This is a genomic window from Clostridium sp. AM27-31LB, from assembly GCF_003480745.1.
Classification (GTDB): Bacteria; Bacillota; Clostridia; order Lachnospirales; family Lachnospiraceae; genus Butyribacter; species Butyribacter intestini.
This window is the reverse complement of sequence record NZ_QUJS01000003.1, coordinates 252,288-267,418: the sequence shown is the minus strand read 5'-3', so window position 1 is coordinate 267,418 and position 15,131 is coordinate 252,288. Positions and strand designations below refer to the sequence as shown.

The 15,131-nt window shown below is 36.4% G+C and carries 13 protein-coding genes; 1 reads left to right on the top strand and 12 read right to left on the bottom strand.

Annotated elements, in window-relative coordinates; genetic code table 11:
* Nucleotides 1–103 precede the first annotated feature (103 nt).
* A complete protein-coding gene (locus DW721_RS06805; RefSeq protein WP_118745246.1) occupies nt 104–1,000 on the bottom strand; it encodes a mechanosensitive ion channel domain-containing protein in 897 nt (298 codons plus the stop codon).
* Between the two features lie 105 nt (nt 1,001–1,105).
* Nucleotides 1,106–2,344, bottom strand: a complete 1,239-nt coding sequence (locus DW721_RS06800; protein ID WP_118745245.1) for a DUF1015 domain-containing protein — start codon at nt 2,342–2,344, stop codon at nt 1,106–1,108.
* Nucleotides 2,345–2,529: 185 nt separating this feature from the next.
* On the opposite strand from DW721_RS06800, the gene DW721_RS06795 reads away from it, so the two are divergent.
* Nucleotides 2,530–3,711, top strand: a complete 1,182-nt coding sequence (locus DW721_RS06795; protein ID WP_182436243.1) for a GNAT family N-acetyltransferase — start codon at nt 2,530–2,532, stop codon at nt 3,709–3,711.
* Between the two features lie 237 nt (nt 3,712–3,948).
* Here DW721_RS06795 and DW721_RS06790 read toward each other — a convergent pair whose 3' ends face one another.
* The 10 genes from DW721_RS06790 to DW721_RS06745 all read right to left on the bottom strand — a co-directional run bounded on the left by DW721_RS06790 (nt 3,949) and on the right by DW721_RS06745 (nt 15,028).
* Nucleotides 3,949–4,422 carry a hypothetical protein gene (locus DW721_RS06790; protein WP_118745243.1) on the bottom strand — a complete coding sequence of 158 codons (474 nt, stop codon included), beginning with the start codon at nt 4,420–4,422 and terminating at the stop codon, nt 3,949–3,951.
* Between the two features lie 162 nt (nt 4,423–4,584).
* Nucleotides 4,585–5,814 (bottom strand): tyrosine--tRNA ligase, encoded by a 1,230-nt coding sequence (gene tyrS / locus DW721_RS06785; RefSeq protein WP_022014184.1) that lies wholly within the window; start codon nt 5,812–5,814, stop codon nt 4,585–4,587.
* 122 nt (nt 5,815–5,936) lie between these two features.
* Nucleotides 5,937–6,923, bottom strand: a complete 987-nt coding sequence (locus DW721_RS06780) for a GGDEF domain-containing protein (RefSeq protein WP_118745242.1) — start codon at nt 6,921–6,923, stop codon at nt 5,937–5,939.
* A gap of 178 nt (nt 6,924–7,101) precedes the next feature.
* Entirely contained in the window at nt 7,102–8,115 is a 1,014-nt protein-coding gene (gene galE / locus DW721_RS06775) for a UDP-glucose 4-epimerase GalE (RefSeq protein WP_055946123.1), read from the bottom strand.
* A gap of 123 nt (nt 8,116–8,238) precedes the next feature.
* Nucleotides 8,239–9,330 carry a UDP-galactopyranose mutase gene (gene glf / locus DW721_RS06770; protein WP_118745241.1) on the bottom strand — a complete coding sequence of 364 codons (1,092 nt, stop codon included), beginning with the start codon at nt 9,328–9,330 and terminating at the stop codon, nt 8,239–8,241.
* 120 nt (nt 9,331–9,450) lie between these two features.
* Nucleotides 9,451–9,924 (bottom strand): hypothetical protein, encoded by a 474-nt coding sequence (locus DW721_RS06765; protein WP_022014188.1) that lies wholly within the window; start codon nt 9,922–9,924, stop codon nt 9,451–9,453.
* A 130-nt stretch (nt 9,925–10,054) separates the two neighbouring features.
* A complete protein-coding gene (locus DW721_RS06760; protein WP_022014189.1) occupies nt 10,055–10,483 on the bottom strand; it encodes a GtrA family protein in 429 nt (142 codons plus the stop codon).
* A gap of 84 nt (nt 10,484–10,567) precedes the next feature.
* A complete protein-coding gene (gene glmS, locus DW721_RS06755) occupies nt 10,568–12,406 on the bottom strand; it encodes a glutamine--fructose-6-phosphate transaminase (isomerizing) (RefSeq protein WP_118745240.1) in 1,839 nt (612 codons plus the stop codon).
* Nucleotides 12,407–12,622: 216 nt separating this feature from the next.
* Complete coding sequence (locus DW721_RS06750; RefSeq protein WP_118745239.1) at nt 12,623–13,234, bottom strand: hypothetical protein; 612 nt, start codon at nt 13,232–13,234, stop codon at nt 12,623–12,625.
* A gap of 354 nt (nt 13,235–13,588) precedes the next feature.
* Nucleotides 13,589–15,028 carry a glucosyltransferase domain-containing protein gene (locus tag DW721_RS06745; RefSeq protein WP_182436242.1) on the bottom strand — a complete coding sequence of 480 codons (1,440 nt, stop codon included), beginning with the start codon at nt 15,026–15,028 and terminating at the stop codon, nt 13,589–13,591.
* Nucleotides 15,029–15,131: the final 103 nt, after the last annotated feature.

The window sequence follows — 15,131 nt, the reverse complement described above, 5'->3', positions numbered from 1 at the left end:
TTTTAATGACAATGCAGACATTTGCAATCCGCTTTCGCTGCTTACCCATGAATACATTCACTTTGCTTATCTGCATTCTCAAAACACATTTAATTATACCCTATCACCTGAATCCTTGCAACACAATACTTATCTGCTCAAGTAAAAGATACTTTACATCCCAATAATCTTCGCTCTTTGTCCATGCCTTTGCCTGCATCTTTATGTTGACCGGTGTAAGTTTATCAACAACAACACATCTGTTCATTTCATGAAGTATCCTTTCATTGCTCTCGATAAGCTTCATTATCTCAGTTTTCACTTCCTCGATATTTGCATCTAAAGGAACCGTAAACTCTAACACAAGCATTCTTTCGTCCTGCTTAGTTGTATTTGTGACATTTGAGTTTGAAATGGTACCGTTCGGTATAACGACAACCTTGTTATCCGTGGTGGCTATCCTTGTATAAAATATATCTATACTCATAACCGTTCCCTCAGCACCGGCAGTGATTATATAATCTCCCACTCTAAAAGGCTTCAAAAGAAGTATAAGCACACCACCTGCAAGATTTGAAAGACTTCCCTGCAACGCAAGACCAACCGCCAGTCCTGCCGAGCCAAGAACCGCAACAATAGAACTTGTACCTATGCCGATTATTCCTGCTATAACCATCAGGAGTAGAATATTATAGGCAAATGTGGCAAGTGACATAACAAACTTTTGAACACTTATCTCTACCGCCTTACGCTCCATAGTCTTTTTTGTAACCTTGAGAGCCAGTTTGACAAGTTTTCTTCCAATAATAAAAACAATTACCGCTATCAGAAGCGTCTTTGCAAAATCAAGCAGCCATTCTCTCTGGCTAAGCAGATATTGTATAAAAAAGCTTGTTTTCTGCTTATCAGATGCAGATGAGTTCATGACTTTCTGAAGTTCATCGACACCTATCGCCTTTCCACTTGCAGACTGCTCCACGACACCCGCTGCTGAGCTTAAAAGCCCTCTTGTATATAACATAAATCCCTCCTGTTTACCGTTATGCACTCTCTATATCTTCTAAATAAAGAATTTTCCACCACTTATTACCATACGCAACAAAAGCTTTGGGACTTGCCTGTAATATTAAATCCTGTGAATAAAAAGACCGCTCCTGAGCTTTGGCTCAAACCATGTACTCTTAGGTGGCATTAAAAGACCTGCATCTGCCACATCAAACAATTCTGATATAGATGTAGGATACATTGCAAATGATACTTTCATATCTGAATCAGCACGCTTTTCAAGTTCCTTAAGACCTCTTATACCACCGATAAAATCTATTCTCTCATCTGTTCTCGGATCTTTTATTCCAAGAACCGGTTCAAGAAGATAATTCTGTAACAGTGAAACATCGAGCGACAATACAGGGTCATTTATCTCAAGAAGCTCTTTCTTTGCAGAAAGCATATACCATTTTCCTGATAAATACATTGAAACCTTACCTTTTTTGTCAGGATGTTTTGCTTCACTTAAAGTTGTGACCTCAAAATTATCTTTGATTTTTTCGATAAATTCATCCTCTGAAAGTCCATTCAGATCCTTTACCGTGCGGTTATAATCCATTATCATAAGCTGGTCATCCGGGAAAAGCACTGATAAGAAATAATTAAATTCCTCCGTTCCGTCATAACCATGATTTTCTTTTCTTCTCTTTAATCCGACTTTGACCGCAGAAGCTGCCCTGTGATGTCCATCTGCTATGTATATCTCTCCAATGCCTGCAAACGCATTTTTGATAATCTCAACCTCTTTACTTTCAGCAATCTTCCATACTGTATGACCTATGCCGTCAACCGCCGTAAAATCATAAAGCGGACTTTCCTCAGTCATGACTTTTGACACTACATCATTTATTGCTTTTTTAGATCTGTATGCAAGAAAGATAGGTCCTGTCTGTGCACTTAATGTATCTACATGTCTGATACGATCCTGTTCCTTTTCCTCTCTTGTATTTTCATGCTTTTTAATAACATTATTTACATAATCGTCAACACTTGCACATGCAACAATCCCCGTCTGCTCTCTTCCATCCATCGTAAGTCTGTAAATATAATAACACTCGTCATCATCCGTTACATATATGCCGTCTGCCACCATACTCTCAAAAATTTCTTTTGCCTTGTCATAAACCTGCGGTGCATATGTATCAACACTGTCATCAAACTGAGTTTCTGCCCTGTCTATCTTCAAAAAAGATAAAGGTTCTCTCCTCACCTCTTCTGCTGCCTCCACCCTGTTATAAACATCATAAGGTAATGCTGCAACCCTGTCTGCGACATCTGTATCCGGTCTTATTGCAACAAACGGTTTAATTATTGCCATAATACTTTTCCTCCATTTTTCTATAACTTTTTGCTTATATTTATCTAAAATAAAATATCTTTTGACCCTAACATACACATATGATATTATAACAAAAAAGAGAATAAAAAAACAGATGTAAATTAAACCAATACTGTTTATTGCAACAACTAAAAATAGACAGCGTAAAAAGGGGGCGGATGATTATGTTAAAAACTATTATATTTGACATGGATGGCGTTATCATAGACAGTGAACCACAACACGCAAAAGCAGCAGTCAGGACATTTAAGGAGCTTGGTGCTGATGTTGATATAGAATATTGCTATTCATTTATAGGAAGTTCAACTAAAAAAATGGCAGAGACAGCTATTAAAGATTTTTCTCTCGATATATCAACAGATGAACTTCTTGAAAAATTAAACAAAACCAAAAAAGAAATGCATGAAAAAGAAGGCTATATCGCTGTTCCCGGTGTCATAGAGCTTATCAAAAGGCTTTACAGAGACGGCATACAACTTGCAATAGCTTCATCATCTTCACCTAAAGAGATTGAAACTGTAGTAAAAAAACTCGGTATAAAAAAATACTTTAAAAAACTCGTGTCAGCATCACAAGTCAAACATCCAAAACCTGCACCTGACACATTTCTCCTTGCACTTGAAAAACTCGGTGCATCACTTGAGGATACCGTTATAATAGAGGATTCAGAAAATGGTGTAAAGGCAGCGAAAGAATGTAATGTCACCTGCATAGGTTTTTCTTCTCCAGATGCCGTAAAGCCACAGAATCTCTACAAAGCAGATGTGCTCATCGAGTCTTTTGACAGCATTGACAAGACATTTATCGAAAACACATTGTTACGCTCACATGGAAAACCGATAACTATAGCATCGACAAAACGACTTATCATAAGAGAACTTGCTGTATCAGATATACCTCAGATATATACCATATACTCTGACCCTCAGGTAAGGAAGTACATAGACAATATAGACGATTACCTTGACGCTGAAATGGAAAAACAAAAAGCCTATATACAGAAAGTCTATTCTTTTTACGGCTATGGTCTTTGGGGAGTATTTGGCAAGACAAGTAAAAAACTAATAGGAAGATGTGGCTTTGAAAATGAAACCATAGACGGCAAGGACGAAATAATGCTCTCTTATCTGCTTGACAGTGAGCACTGGGGCTATGGCTATGCATTAGAGTGCTGTGAGGCAGCTTTAAGATATGCAAAAGAAAACCTGGACATGAACCGTATAGTTGTCGTCATCGACCATGACAATAGCCGCTCTATCAAAACAGCCGAAAAACTTGGTTTTAAATATGAAAAAGATGTAGTATTCAACGATAAAGACCGGATACTTTTTTCGATTCAATTATAATCAGCAAAGCGTCTGTTTGCAATAATTAGTAAAACCATTTATATTCAGTGATATTCGCAATTCGTTTCACTAATTGCGAATATCACTGTTAACTACTAAAATTATTTATTTCAAAAAAACGGGTAAAACTTAATAGTTTACCCGTTTTTATTATTAATTTTATACCAAAAACCGTCTGTTTTTGTGCCACCGGTTGTAAAAACAATAAGTGCACCACCGGCTTATTTCATGTTACTATTATCTTTTGTTGTTCTTTTTATTATTGTTTTTGTCTGTATTCTTGTTTGTATTTTTCTTATTATTTGCTTTCTTTTTGTTTGGCTTCTTTGTCGTTTTGGGTTTTGCTGTTGCAGTATTTCCATTTACATTGTCAGTTGTCCCTGCCTGTCCCGCATTATTTGCTGTTCCATCAGTTCCCTGATTTCCTGTAGCATCATCGACAACATCCGCCGTATCATCCGCAACATCGTCAACTACATCTGCTGCATCATCAACAACATCACCCACAACACCGTCATCATCACCGGTCATATCACTCTCATCATAATCACTGTCATCCTCATTTACAACAGGTCCAGCTGTCTTTTCAGCCTCAGGTTCCTGTGTAGCAGATGATGTAACCGAATTATTGTTCTTCCCGTTTCCACAACCGGCAAGCATCATAGTAGATAATGCCAATGTAGTTATTAACATCACAATTCTTCTTCGCATAATTTCCTCCTAACACAACTATATTTTTGTACTTAAGTGAAGCATTACCGCTGCCGTAAGATTACAGCAACAGCCACGCATTAGAAACAGGTCAATCAGTGCAATCATCCCATCTCTTAAACATAGTATGTTACGAGTTTAGCAAAGTTATTCATTTTTCAATTATTTAACAACAATTTTCATAAATTTTTTCTTTCCTCGTTTAAGTACAATACCATCTTCCGTGATATTATCTTTATTTATAATAGATTTAGGCTCTGTAACTTTCTCACCATCGACAGAAACTCCGCCCTGCTGCACATTTCTTCTTGCCTCACCATTTGACGAAGCAAGTCCTGCCTTTACGAGAAGTGTAAGTATTCCTATATTTCCATCCTCATCAAAATCTTCACCGGAAAGCTCAGCAACAGGCATCTGTGATGTATTTCCACCACCTGCAAATAATGCTCTTGCACCCTCTTTTGCCTTGTTTGCCTCTTCTTCACCGTGAACGAGTTTTGTAAGCTCAAATGCAAGTATTTCCTTAGCTTCATTTAACTTGCTGCCTTCCCACTTGTCCATCTCATCAATCTGCTCTAATGGAAGGAATGTGAGCATACGGAGACATTTAAGTACATCAGCATCACTAACATTTCTCCAATACTGGAAGAAGTCAAACGGAGAAGTCTTGTCCGGGTCAAGCCAAACTGCTCCTGACTGTGTCTTACCCATCTTCTTTCCTTCAGAATTAAGTAAAAGATTTATAGTCATTGCATATGCGTCCTTACCAAGCTTTCTTCTGATAAGCTCAGTACCACCGAGCATATTACTCCACTGGTCATCCCCACCAAACTCCATGTTACAGCCGTATTTCTGATATAATGTGTAGAAATCAAAACTCTGCATTATCATGTAGTTAAATTCAAGGAATGAAAGTCCCTTCTCCATTCTCTGCTTGTAACATTCAGCGGCAAGCATACGATTGACTGTAAAATGTGGTCCTATATCTCTTAAAACTTCCATATAATTTAAGTCTGTAAGCCAATCAGCATTGTTTACAAGCATTGCCTTACCCTCGCCAAACTCAATAAAACGGCTCATCTGTTTCTTGAAACATTCAACATTATGATTTATTGTCTCGACAGTCATCATCTGTCTCATGTCCGTTCTTCCTGATGGATCACCAATCATTGCCGTACCACCACCGATAAGTGCAATTGGCTTATTTCCTGCCATCTGGAGTCTCTTCATAAGACATAGAGCCATAAAATGCCCCACATGAAGACTGTCAGCTGTCGGATCAAAACCGATATAAAAAGTTGCCTTACCATTGTTTATAAGTTCCTTTATCTCTTTCTCGTCTGTGACCTGTGCTATAAGACCACGAGCCACTAACTCATCGTATAATTCCATATTAACCTCCATTTATCTATAATTTACAGATACTTACAAAACTGTTACAATATATAATTATTTTGTGCAAATATAACAAATAACACAACATATAACCAGTTTTGCAATGACCCATTTATAGTTTATCTGCAATTATGCTTTCTTTTTTTATCCTCATACATCCTGTCATCCGCTATCTTGCACAATTCCTCTATTCTGAATGAACCTTTTGCAAATGCTGTCCCAACAGCTACACTGCACGGACTCATACCATACTTTTCATTGACTATCTCAAGCTCTTTTTCCCATCTTTCCTTTATCTTGATGACATCACTTTCAGCACAGTTTAATGCAACCATTATAAACTCATCGCCGCCCATTCTGAAACCGTGTATATTTTCAGACAACATAGCCTTAATACTCTCGGCAGCCTTTTTAAGAAGTGCATCCCCGGCATCATGTCCATATCTGTCATTCGTTTCTTTCAGATGATTTACATCCATGAAAAATATACCGACTGATGCTAGCATAGTATATTCTTCCCTGCTTTTCGTGAAATAACTTCGTCTGTTATAAAGTCCCGTGAGAAGATCATGTTCACTGTCATAGCGCATTTTCTCACTCATTATCTTATTTTCCATCATAAGATGCACAGTGTTTAAAAACATATCAGAACAATCATTGAAATCAACTCCCACTTCCTCATCCTGCTCACCAAGCACAAGAACAATACTATATAAAACACCCTCTACTATTCCTGAACAAACTACTATTCTTTTGTTTTCAACAAACTCATAACAACTCAATAGCTCTTCTCTCATATCATCCGACATTTCAGCAACAGATGTATATATATAATGTCTGGTATTAAACAGTCTCCCTTTTCCTGCATTGAGATATGTCTGATATTTTGTCACATCATCCGAATCTTTTCTGTAAACCACACTGTCAACAAGACCTGACTCTGTACACGAATATGTCAGCATTGCATCCATTCCAAAGCACTTTGAAAGCACCTTAAACAAAACTGAAAAATCATCGTGTATATGTTCCAAAACATAACTCTGAAACTGAACAATATTTTCTAAGGATTTAAGATATTCCATCATTTCTGCATTTTGTTTTTCCAACTTTTAGTCCTCCTGCAATTTGCAAAATCAAAATAACAATCCTGCTCTGATTCTCCGTTTCAAAGCTGTCACAAAGTATCAGACATTTTCCTGCAATATATTTTACTAAACCGGGGACAAACTTTCAGCCAAAACTTTATATTTAAACATGCATACCTGACTTTGTCCACACATCATCTTATCCCTCATAACCATTAGGATTTTTAGTCTGCCATCTCCATGCATCTTCACACATCTTATCTATGCTTCTCGTTGCCTCCCAGCCAAGTTCCTCCTTAGCTTTTGCCGGGTCGGCATAACACATATCAATATCTCCCGGTCTGCGTGGGGTAATCTTGTATGGTATCTCTTTTCCACAAGCTTTTTCAAAATTCTTAATTATATCAAGAACACTATAGCCAACACCTGTTCCAAGATTGTAAGTCACAAGTCCCGGATGTGTGACAAGTTTCTCAAGAGCCTTTATATGACCTGTTGCAAGGTCAACAACATGAATATAATCACGCACTCCGGTTCCATCCGGTGTATCATAATCATCGCCAAAAACATTTACACATTCAAGCTGTCCTGCAGCCACTTTTGCTACATATGGCAGAAGATTATTTGGTATGCCATGCGGATTTTCACCTATCATTCCACTCTCATGTGCTCCGATAGGATTAAAATATCTAAGCAGTGCTATATCCCACTCATTATCAGATTTGTATATATCTCTGAGCATATCTTCTATTATAAGCTTTGTTCGTCCATAAGGATTTGATACTGACAGTGGAAAATCTTCTCTAATAGGCACAGATTCAGGCTTTCCGTAAACAGTAGCCGATGAGCTGAAAACTATCGACTTAACACCATGCTTTTCCATAACCTTTAAAAGATTTAATGTACCTGTAAGATTGTTATCAAAATATCTAAGAGGTATCTGGCATGATTCACCGACTGCTTTAAGTGCAGCAAAATGAATTACAGAATCTATGTTTTCCTTTTCAAATATAGCATCAATGGCTTTTTCGTTTAAAAGATCTTCCTCATAAAAAGAAATCTTTTTTCCTGTAAGTTCTTCAACCCTTGCAACAGACTCCCTGCTTGAATTTACAAGATTATCCACAACTACTACATCATAACCTGCATTTAAAAGTTCCACATTTGTATGGCTTGCAATAAAACCTGCTCCACCGGTTACTAAAATCTTCATAAAACACCTCATTTCGTTAATCTATTATTTTTCCGTCTGTTTTCTGCTTAATTTATCAATCAATGTCATAAAGCACACACTCAATGTGATACAAAACATCTCTCATATGTTCATACACTTTTCCTATAACTCATTATCACACATTTCAAGTGCTGCCGCAATAACCTTATCCATGTCATAATATTTGTACTGACCGAGTCTTCCGCCAAATAAAACATTTTTCTCATTTTTTGCAAGCTCCTCATACTGCCGGTAAAGACTGTCATTTTTTTCATTGTTGACCGGATAATACGGTTCATCACCCTTTTTCCACTCAGAAGAATACTCCCTGCTTATAATAGTTACGGGCTGTTTTCCAAAATTAAAATGCTTATGCTCGATTATCCTCGTATAAGGTACATCCGCAGAAGTATAATTGACAACTGCATTTCCCTGATAATTCTCCATATCAAGCTTTTCAGTCTCAAATCTGACTGAACGGTACTCAAGAACACCGAGTTTATAATCAAAAAACCTGTCTATCATACCTGTATATATTATTTTATCGGCATCAATCTGATTTTTTATATCAAAATAATCGACTGAAAGTCTAACTTCAATGCCCTTAAGCATATTCTCAATCATTTTTGTATAACCTTCAACCGGAATCCCCTGATACCTGTCATTGAAATAATTGTTATCGTAAGTAAATCTAAGAGGAAGTCTTTTTATGATAAATGCTGGAAGATCCTTACATTCCCTGCCCCACTGTTTCTGGGTATATCCTTTTACAAGTTTCTCATACACATCTTTACCTGCAAGTTTTAAAGCCTGCTCCTCAAGATTTTTTGGCTCACCTATATTTAACTCAGCAATCTGCCTTTCTATCACAGCTTTAGCTTCTGCCGGAGTCTTAATGCCCCACATCTTGCTGAAAGTATTCATATTGAACGGAAGATTATAAAGTTCATCCCCATATATGGCAACCGGAGAATTTATATAATTATTAAACTCTGCAAATTGATTTACATACTGCCATATCTTCTTGTCAGAAGTATGAAAGATATGCGCTCCGTATTTGTGAACATCAATATCATCAATTTTTTCAGTATAAATATTACCTGCAAGATGCTCTCTCTTGTCGATAACAAGACATTTCTTTCCTTTTTTATGTGCTTCATGTGCAAAAACCGCACCAAACAGTCCCGCACCTACTATTAAGTAATCGTATTTCATATTTCTCCCCTTTTCCGTCATAATCAGACAACTTATTCACACGCATTATGCCAGCAGTCTTTTTAACTGCATACACATCTTTAAAAATTTTATCAAAGGCATTTCTTATGATTTTAAATCTTAATTAGGACTCTTTAAGTCTCCGCCTTCTTTTGAAGAAAAATTGATACTGTCAAGTGTAAAATCATGCGGTATCATTATCTTATAACCCGAATATTTTTCGCTGTCCTTAACAGGAACCCTGCAATAATTTGTTCCCTTTTTCCATGTCGCATTAATGTAATCAGTCAATTTATTACCATCTTTGTCAAAAAATTTAAGACTTAAAACAACATCCTGTTCTGCTGTTTCAGCAAAATTAACATCAATTTCTTTTACTCCGTTATAATTGTCCGTTTTCAGATAACATTCCTGCTGAGTGTTAAACCCATAGTGAAGTCCCTCGACATTATAACCGGAATACTCAATGACACCTGAACTGCCCTCTTTAAACGCACCCTTTGGTGCAAAAACCGTATTTTTTAAGATAACGGCACATATTATCACAACAACTGCTATTGCTATACATATTATTGTTTTCTTTGATTTATTCATGTTTTTTCTCCTTACACCTATTTGTCCTGCAGGTAAATGCAAGGCTAATTATATCCTGTGTTAATTCCTCTATTTAATCAAGGATTGTGCCATTTTCACAAATGCCTAATTAAGCAGGTGTGACTGCCCCTTATACACTCTCAGCCTTTTTAGCAAAAATAATAAGTTTACTGAACACAAAATTCAAAACTATCACGAGGACATTCGACAATATTTTCATTATCATATCCGACCAGTGCAGGCAGTCAACAGTCACATACATTATAACCATATCCATAACACCGGTAGCCAGGCGGCACCATACAAATGACATACACTCTTTGAGTAATGCCGAAAGTGTATCTGTTTTGCTCTCGAAAACAAAAATCTTGTTTGTCACATACGCAAACGCAACACCGAGCACCCACGCTATTGCATTGCTGGGGATAGTATCTATCCCCATAAGATGCTTGCAAACCGCATATGCCACAATGTTTATAAGTGTCGTAAATCCTCCGAACACAAGGTAAAGGATTGGCTCTTTATACTTTAAATATAAATCCCATATTTTTTTAATCATATCTTATCTGTTAGTCTCCATTCCATTACGGCTTTCCGTTAATAACCTATCATACATTCCTGTTCATATCTGCCCAAACAGCATTTACTCAACGGTAACGCTCTTTGCAAGATTTCTAGGCTTATCAACATCAAGACCTTTAGCTACAGAAACATAATAAGCTAAAAGCTGAAGTGGAATTACTGCAAGACTTGCTGCAAAATGCCCATCTGTCTTAGGAATATATGTTGCAAATTCAACTGTATCTTCTATATTATAGTTGCCATATGTCGTAAGTCCCATGAGGTATGCACCTCTGCTCTTACACTCTACCATATTGCTTATCGTCTTTTCATAGAGGTCATTCTGTGTAAGCACACCTATAACAAGCGTTCCATCCTCTATAAGACTTATAGTTCCGTGTTTAAGTTCACCTGCCGCATATGCCTCAGAGTGAATATAGCTTATCTCCTTAAGCTTAAGACTTCCCTCAAGTGAGATAGCATAATCTATTCCACGACCTACAAAGAAAATATCCTTTGCATTTGCCTGTTTAGAAGCAAACCACTGAAGTCTTTCTTTATCGTCTATTATCTTTTGAATCTTATCAGGAAGTTCACTAAGTTCTGACAAAAATCCGTCATACTGCTCCTGATTTATCTGACCTCTTACCATCGCAAACTCAATAGCAAGAATATAGCTTGCTATAAGCTGTGTGCTGTATGCCTTAGTAGTGGCAACTGAAATCTCCGGACCAGCAAGTGTATAAAATACGTTGTCAGCCTCTCTTGCAATAGAAGAACCGACAACATTAACAATACCGAGTGTCTTTATTCCCCTGCTCTTAGCTTCCCTTAGTGCTGCAAGACTGTCTGCCGTCTCACCTGACTGGCTGATTATAATAACAAGTGCATCTTTATCAATGATAGGATTTCTATATCTGAACTCTGAAGCAAGTTCAACTCTTACCGGGATTCTTGCAAGATCCTCAATAACATACTGTGCAACCATACCAACATGCCATGCAGAACCGCACGCAACAATATGAATCTGACTGATATTTTCAATATCTTCCTTTGCAAGACCTACATTAGAAAGATCAATCTTTCCATCCTTGACAACTGAACCAAGCGTATCCTTTATAGCCTTTGGCTGCTCATGTATCTCTTTCATCATGAAATGCTCAAAACCTGCTTTCTCTGCTGCCTGTGCATCCCAATTAATCTCCTTAGGCTCTTTCTCAATCTCATCACCGTCAAGATTGTAGAAAGTAATCTCCCCGGCTCTAAGTCTTCCGATTTCAAGATTTCCTATATAATAAACATTTCTCGCATAGCTGAGTATCGCCGGAACATCAGATGCAACATAAGACTCCCCATTTGCCGTAGCAAGAATCATCGGACTGTCTTTTCTTGCAACATAAATCTCCTCAGGATACTCCTTAAACATAACCGCGAGTGCATACGAACCACGGATTCTTATCATCGCATGATTGATGGCATCGACAGGAGTTCCCTCATATTTTTTATAATAATAGTCAATAAGTTTTACGGCAACCTCTGTATCAGTCTGTGAATAAAACTCATATCCTTTTTTGGCAAGCTTATCTCTAAGTTCCTGATAATTCTCAATAATACCGTTATGTACTGCAACAACATTACCATCATCACTGTGATGCGGATGTGCATTAGTCTCTGACGGCTCACCATGTGTAGCCCATCTTGTATGACCGATACCACAAGTTCCCTGCATAGCCTTACCGTCATTTGTCTTTTCGGCAAGCACTTTAAGACGACCTTTCGCCTTAACTACCTCTATATCTGCATCCCCGTTTCTCACAGCAAGCCCTGCTGAATCATACCCTCTGTATTCAAGCTTAGACAAACTGTCCAAAAGAATAGGTGCTGCCTGATGTTTACCAATAAAACCAACAATTCCACACATATTTTATAGTCTCCTTTATCATCAACATTATCTAAAGCAATTAAAAATCATAAACATAGTCTATTATATTTAATTTATCTGTAAATTGCAACTAAAATATGTCAAGTGCGTAGGTTTATGGGAAAAATTTCAATGTGAAAAGGCAGATGCTCACTGCATCCGCTTTTTCATCATTCTTTTTTACTTTATAATATTGACCTTATATTTCCAAGCAGCTTATTCACCCAAAATATCTTTATTATAAAACTTTGAATTTTTAGATAATTCCTGTTCTATATACTCATATCCATATTTCTCTGCCAAAGTTTCTTTATCTGCATACAGATTAGTTCCAAGACCCAGTCTGTCACCATCTATGTCTACGCCTAATACTGCAAGTGTTGTAGGGAACATATCCATACTTGTAAATTTACGATTTTTGTTATTTGATGTCTCAATGGCAGAATTGATAAAACAGTTATAAACTCTTCTATCCTTTTTTATTTTTCCATATTTTGCTTTTTGATTAATATCAGATACAAACTTTGAAGAAAAGTTGATTATAGGATCATTATCAATATTCGTCAACTTCATATTTTTCTGTGCTATAACCACATTATGCACCGTTGTGACATATTTTCTTAATTCTTTGGAAGTCAGCTTTAAAATCTTACTTCCGCCATAATCTACCCTAAGACTTTCAATCTTAAAATCATCCTGTTTCTCAAACACCGGATCCAAACGAATTAACTGAATATTTTTAAAAGTCTTGACACTAATACTCAACTCCACATTTCTGTCATTTATTTCTTCTACTACAGAATTTTCTTCCGAACACCCTGAACCCACATCATAAAATATCTGAGCCGAAGACTACATGTTCCTATCATATTCTATATTAAAAGTAATATCTTGCATTTTCAATGGGATAACCCAACTGACGACAACTGCCAAAACTACAATAATAATATAAGATAACTTTCTTTTTTCTAACGATTTCATATATTTCTCCTAATGTATTGTATTTTCGACCCTATTATTATAATCTCCCACGCCATTATCAGCGTATGAATTGTCTATCCTCCATTCTTATGTGATGTACTCTCGGTATCTCCTCAAAACAAGTCATTTCGGCTGGATTTCCGATATACTGTTTCCATTTTCTCGTCGTACACACTACGAAAATGTCGCAGAATAAAATTATTATCCCACCAGACTTTTATTTAGTTCAATCCATTTAGATGTTGGTGACGATAAATAAACAATGATTATATCATCCGTCTCTCCTATGGCATTTTCTGCAGGCCATACAGACATATCTCCAATTTTTCCAAGTGCCTCATCTATCTGAGCTGATGACGGAAGCAAAACCTTATATCCTAAAATTCCCAAAAAGTCCCTTGTCCTGCTCATATTACAGTCATCCCAGTTCCAAAATGATGCACCTATCGTTCCTGAGCCACCATTCTCTTCTAATGATTTTCCATATTTCCCAACAAAAACAATAGGTTTGTTTGTATAATCATATTTCTTTTCTTCTATAACATTCATTATTGATTTAGCGGTAACCACATCATTATTGTAAACTTTATAACCTCTGTAATAAAGCAGGTTCATATAAATACAGTTTAAAAGTAAAACAATCCCCACAAAACAATAAATTATCTTTTTAAACTTTATTCCGTCCAAATATTTAAAAACAAACAATAGCTCAATTGCTCCTAACAATGCCACTGATAACAACATGCGACCATATGTTTTGTATGTTCCCATTGCAATATAAAGGAAAAATGGCGAAGCCACCAAAACTATTACCCCTAGTACAATAACGGCTCTTTTCTTTATATCATCGGTTTTCATCACGGATTTGCCAACCGCTATAATAAAAATAACAAATAAAATTCTTAATGCCCATGCACCATAAACATATTTTCCCATCATCGTAATACCCAATGACACTCTTATAACATTGGCACACGCCATAAACAGTACACGAATGACATTTCCGCTTTCCCATCCGATATAACCATCAGAAAGATAACTTGCTGAACCAACATATTTTTTGATGATAAAATTTATTCCACAATATAAAATCATCGATATAACACAAACAGCTACACCTTTAATTGCAATTTTTAGCCATTTATTTTCCTTTAGATAGCAACCAAAACACCAGCCTACAACTGCAACTATAAATATTTCTAATAACGCCTGATATACTCCCATTGAAACAGTCATCAAAGCACCTGCAAATACAACATCCAGCAAGCCATGCTTTTCTTTTATAATCAATAAAAATGCTAACGCAACAATTATCATAGCAAAAGTCTCAGGGATAATCATAAAACCAAACCCAAACGCTTCTCCCATACATAATGGTACACTGCTATACCAGCACAATGCTGCTATTCTTCCATACTTTGAACTTATATCATACAAATCAAAAAAAACATACATAAATACAATGCCTGACATATTCCAAAAAAACAGTCCAAGACAATCCGACACTATAGGAATAAATCTTCCACATGGAGAAAATATCATATTATATATATAAATCATATATCTTTCCTGATAAAGCCATAAATCAGACATTTCTTTTTTTGTTGATAAATACCACGTTTCTTCATCTATATTTATCATTTTCAAAGATATCATAGCAATACAACAAATTATAGAAAAAACAAACGAAACTAAAATATTCCATCTGTTTTCGTATAAATATTCTTTAAATTTTATTGTATTC

What these genes read in the sequence shown, in the direction of transcription:
- DW721_RS06790 (WP_118745243.1), bottom strand. Translation starts at nt 4,422, where the DNA reads ATGCGAAGAAGAATTGTGATGTTAATAACTACATTGGCATTATCTACT.
- tyrS (WP_022014184.1), bottom strand. Translation starts at nt 5,814, where the DNA reads ATGGAATTATACGATGAGTTAGTGGCTCGTGGTCTTATAGCACAGGTC.
- DW721_RS06745 (WP_182436242.1), bottom strand. Translation starts at nt 15,028, where the DNA reads ATGATAAATATAGATGAAGAAACGTGGTATTTATCAACAAAAAAAGAA.
- DW721_RS06760 (WP_022014189.1), bottom strand. Translation starts at nt 10,483, where the DNA reads ATGATTAAAAAAATATGGGATTTATATTTAAAGTATAAAGAGCCAATC.
- DW721_RS06795 (WP_182436243.1), top strand. Translation starts at nt 2,530, where the DNA reads ATGTTAAAAACTATTATATTTGACATGGATGGCGTTATCATAGACAGT.
- glmS (WP_118745240.1), bottom strand. Translation starts at nt 12,406, where the DNA reads ATGTGTGGAATTGTTGGTTTTATTGGTAAACATCAGGCAGCACCTATT.
- glf (WP_118745241.1), bottom strand. Translation starts at nt 9,330, where the DNA reads ATGAAATACGATTACTTAATAGTAGGTGCGGGACTGTTTGGTGCGGTT.
- DW721_RS06765 (WP_022014188.1), bottom strand. Translation starts at nt 9,924, where the DNA reads ATGAATAAATCAAAGAAAACAATAATATGTATAGCAATAGCAGTTGTT.
- DW721_RS06805 (WP_118745246.1), bottom strand. Translation starts at nt 1,000, where the DNA reads ATGTTATATACAAGAGGGCTTTTAAGCTCAGCAGCGGGTGTCGTGGAG.
- DW721_RS06800 (WP_118745245.1), bottom strand. Translation starts at nt 2,344, where the DNA reads ATGGCAATAATTAAACCGTTTGTTGCAATAAGACCGGATACAGATGTC.
- galE (WP_055946123.1), bottom strand. Translation starts at nt 8,115, where the DNA reads ATGAAGATTTTAGTAACCGGTGGAGCAGGTTTTATTGCAAGCCATACA.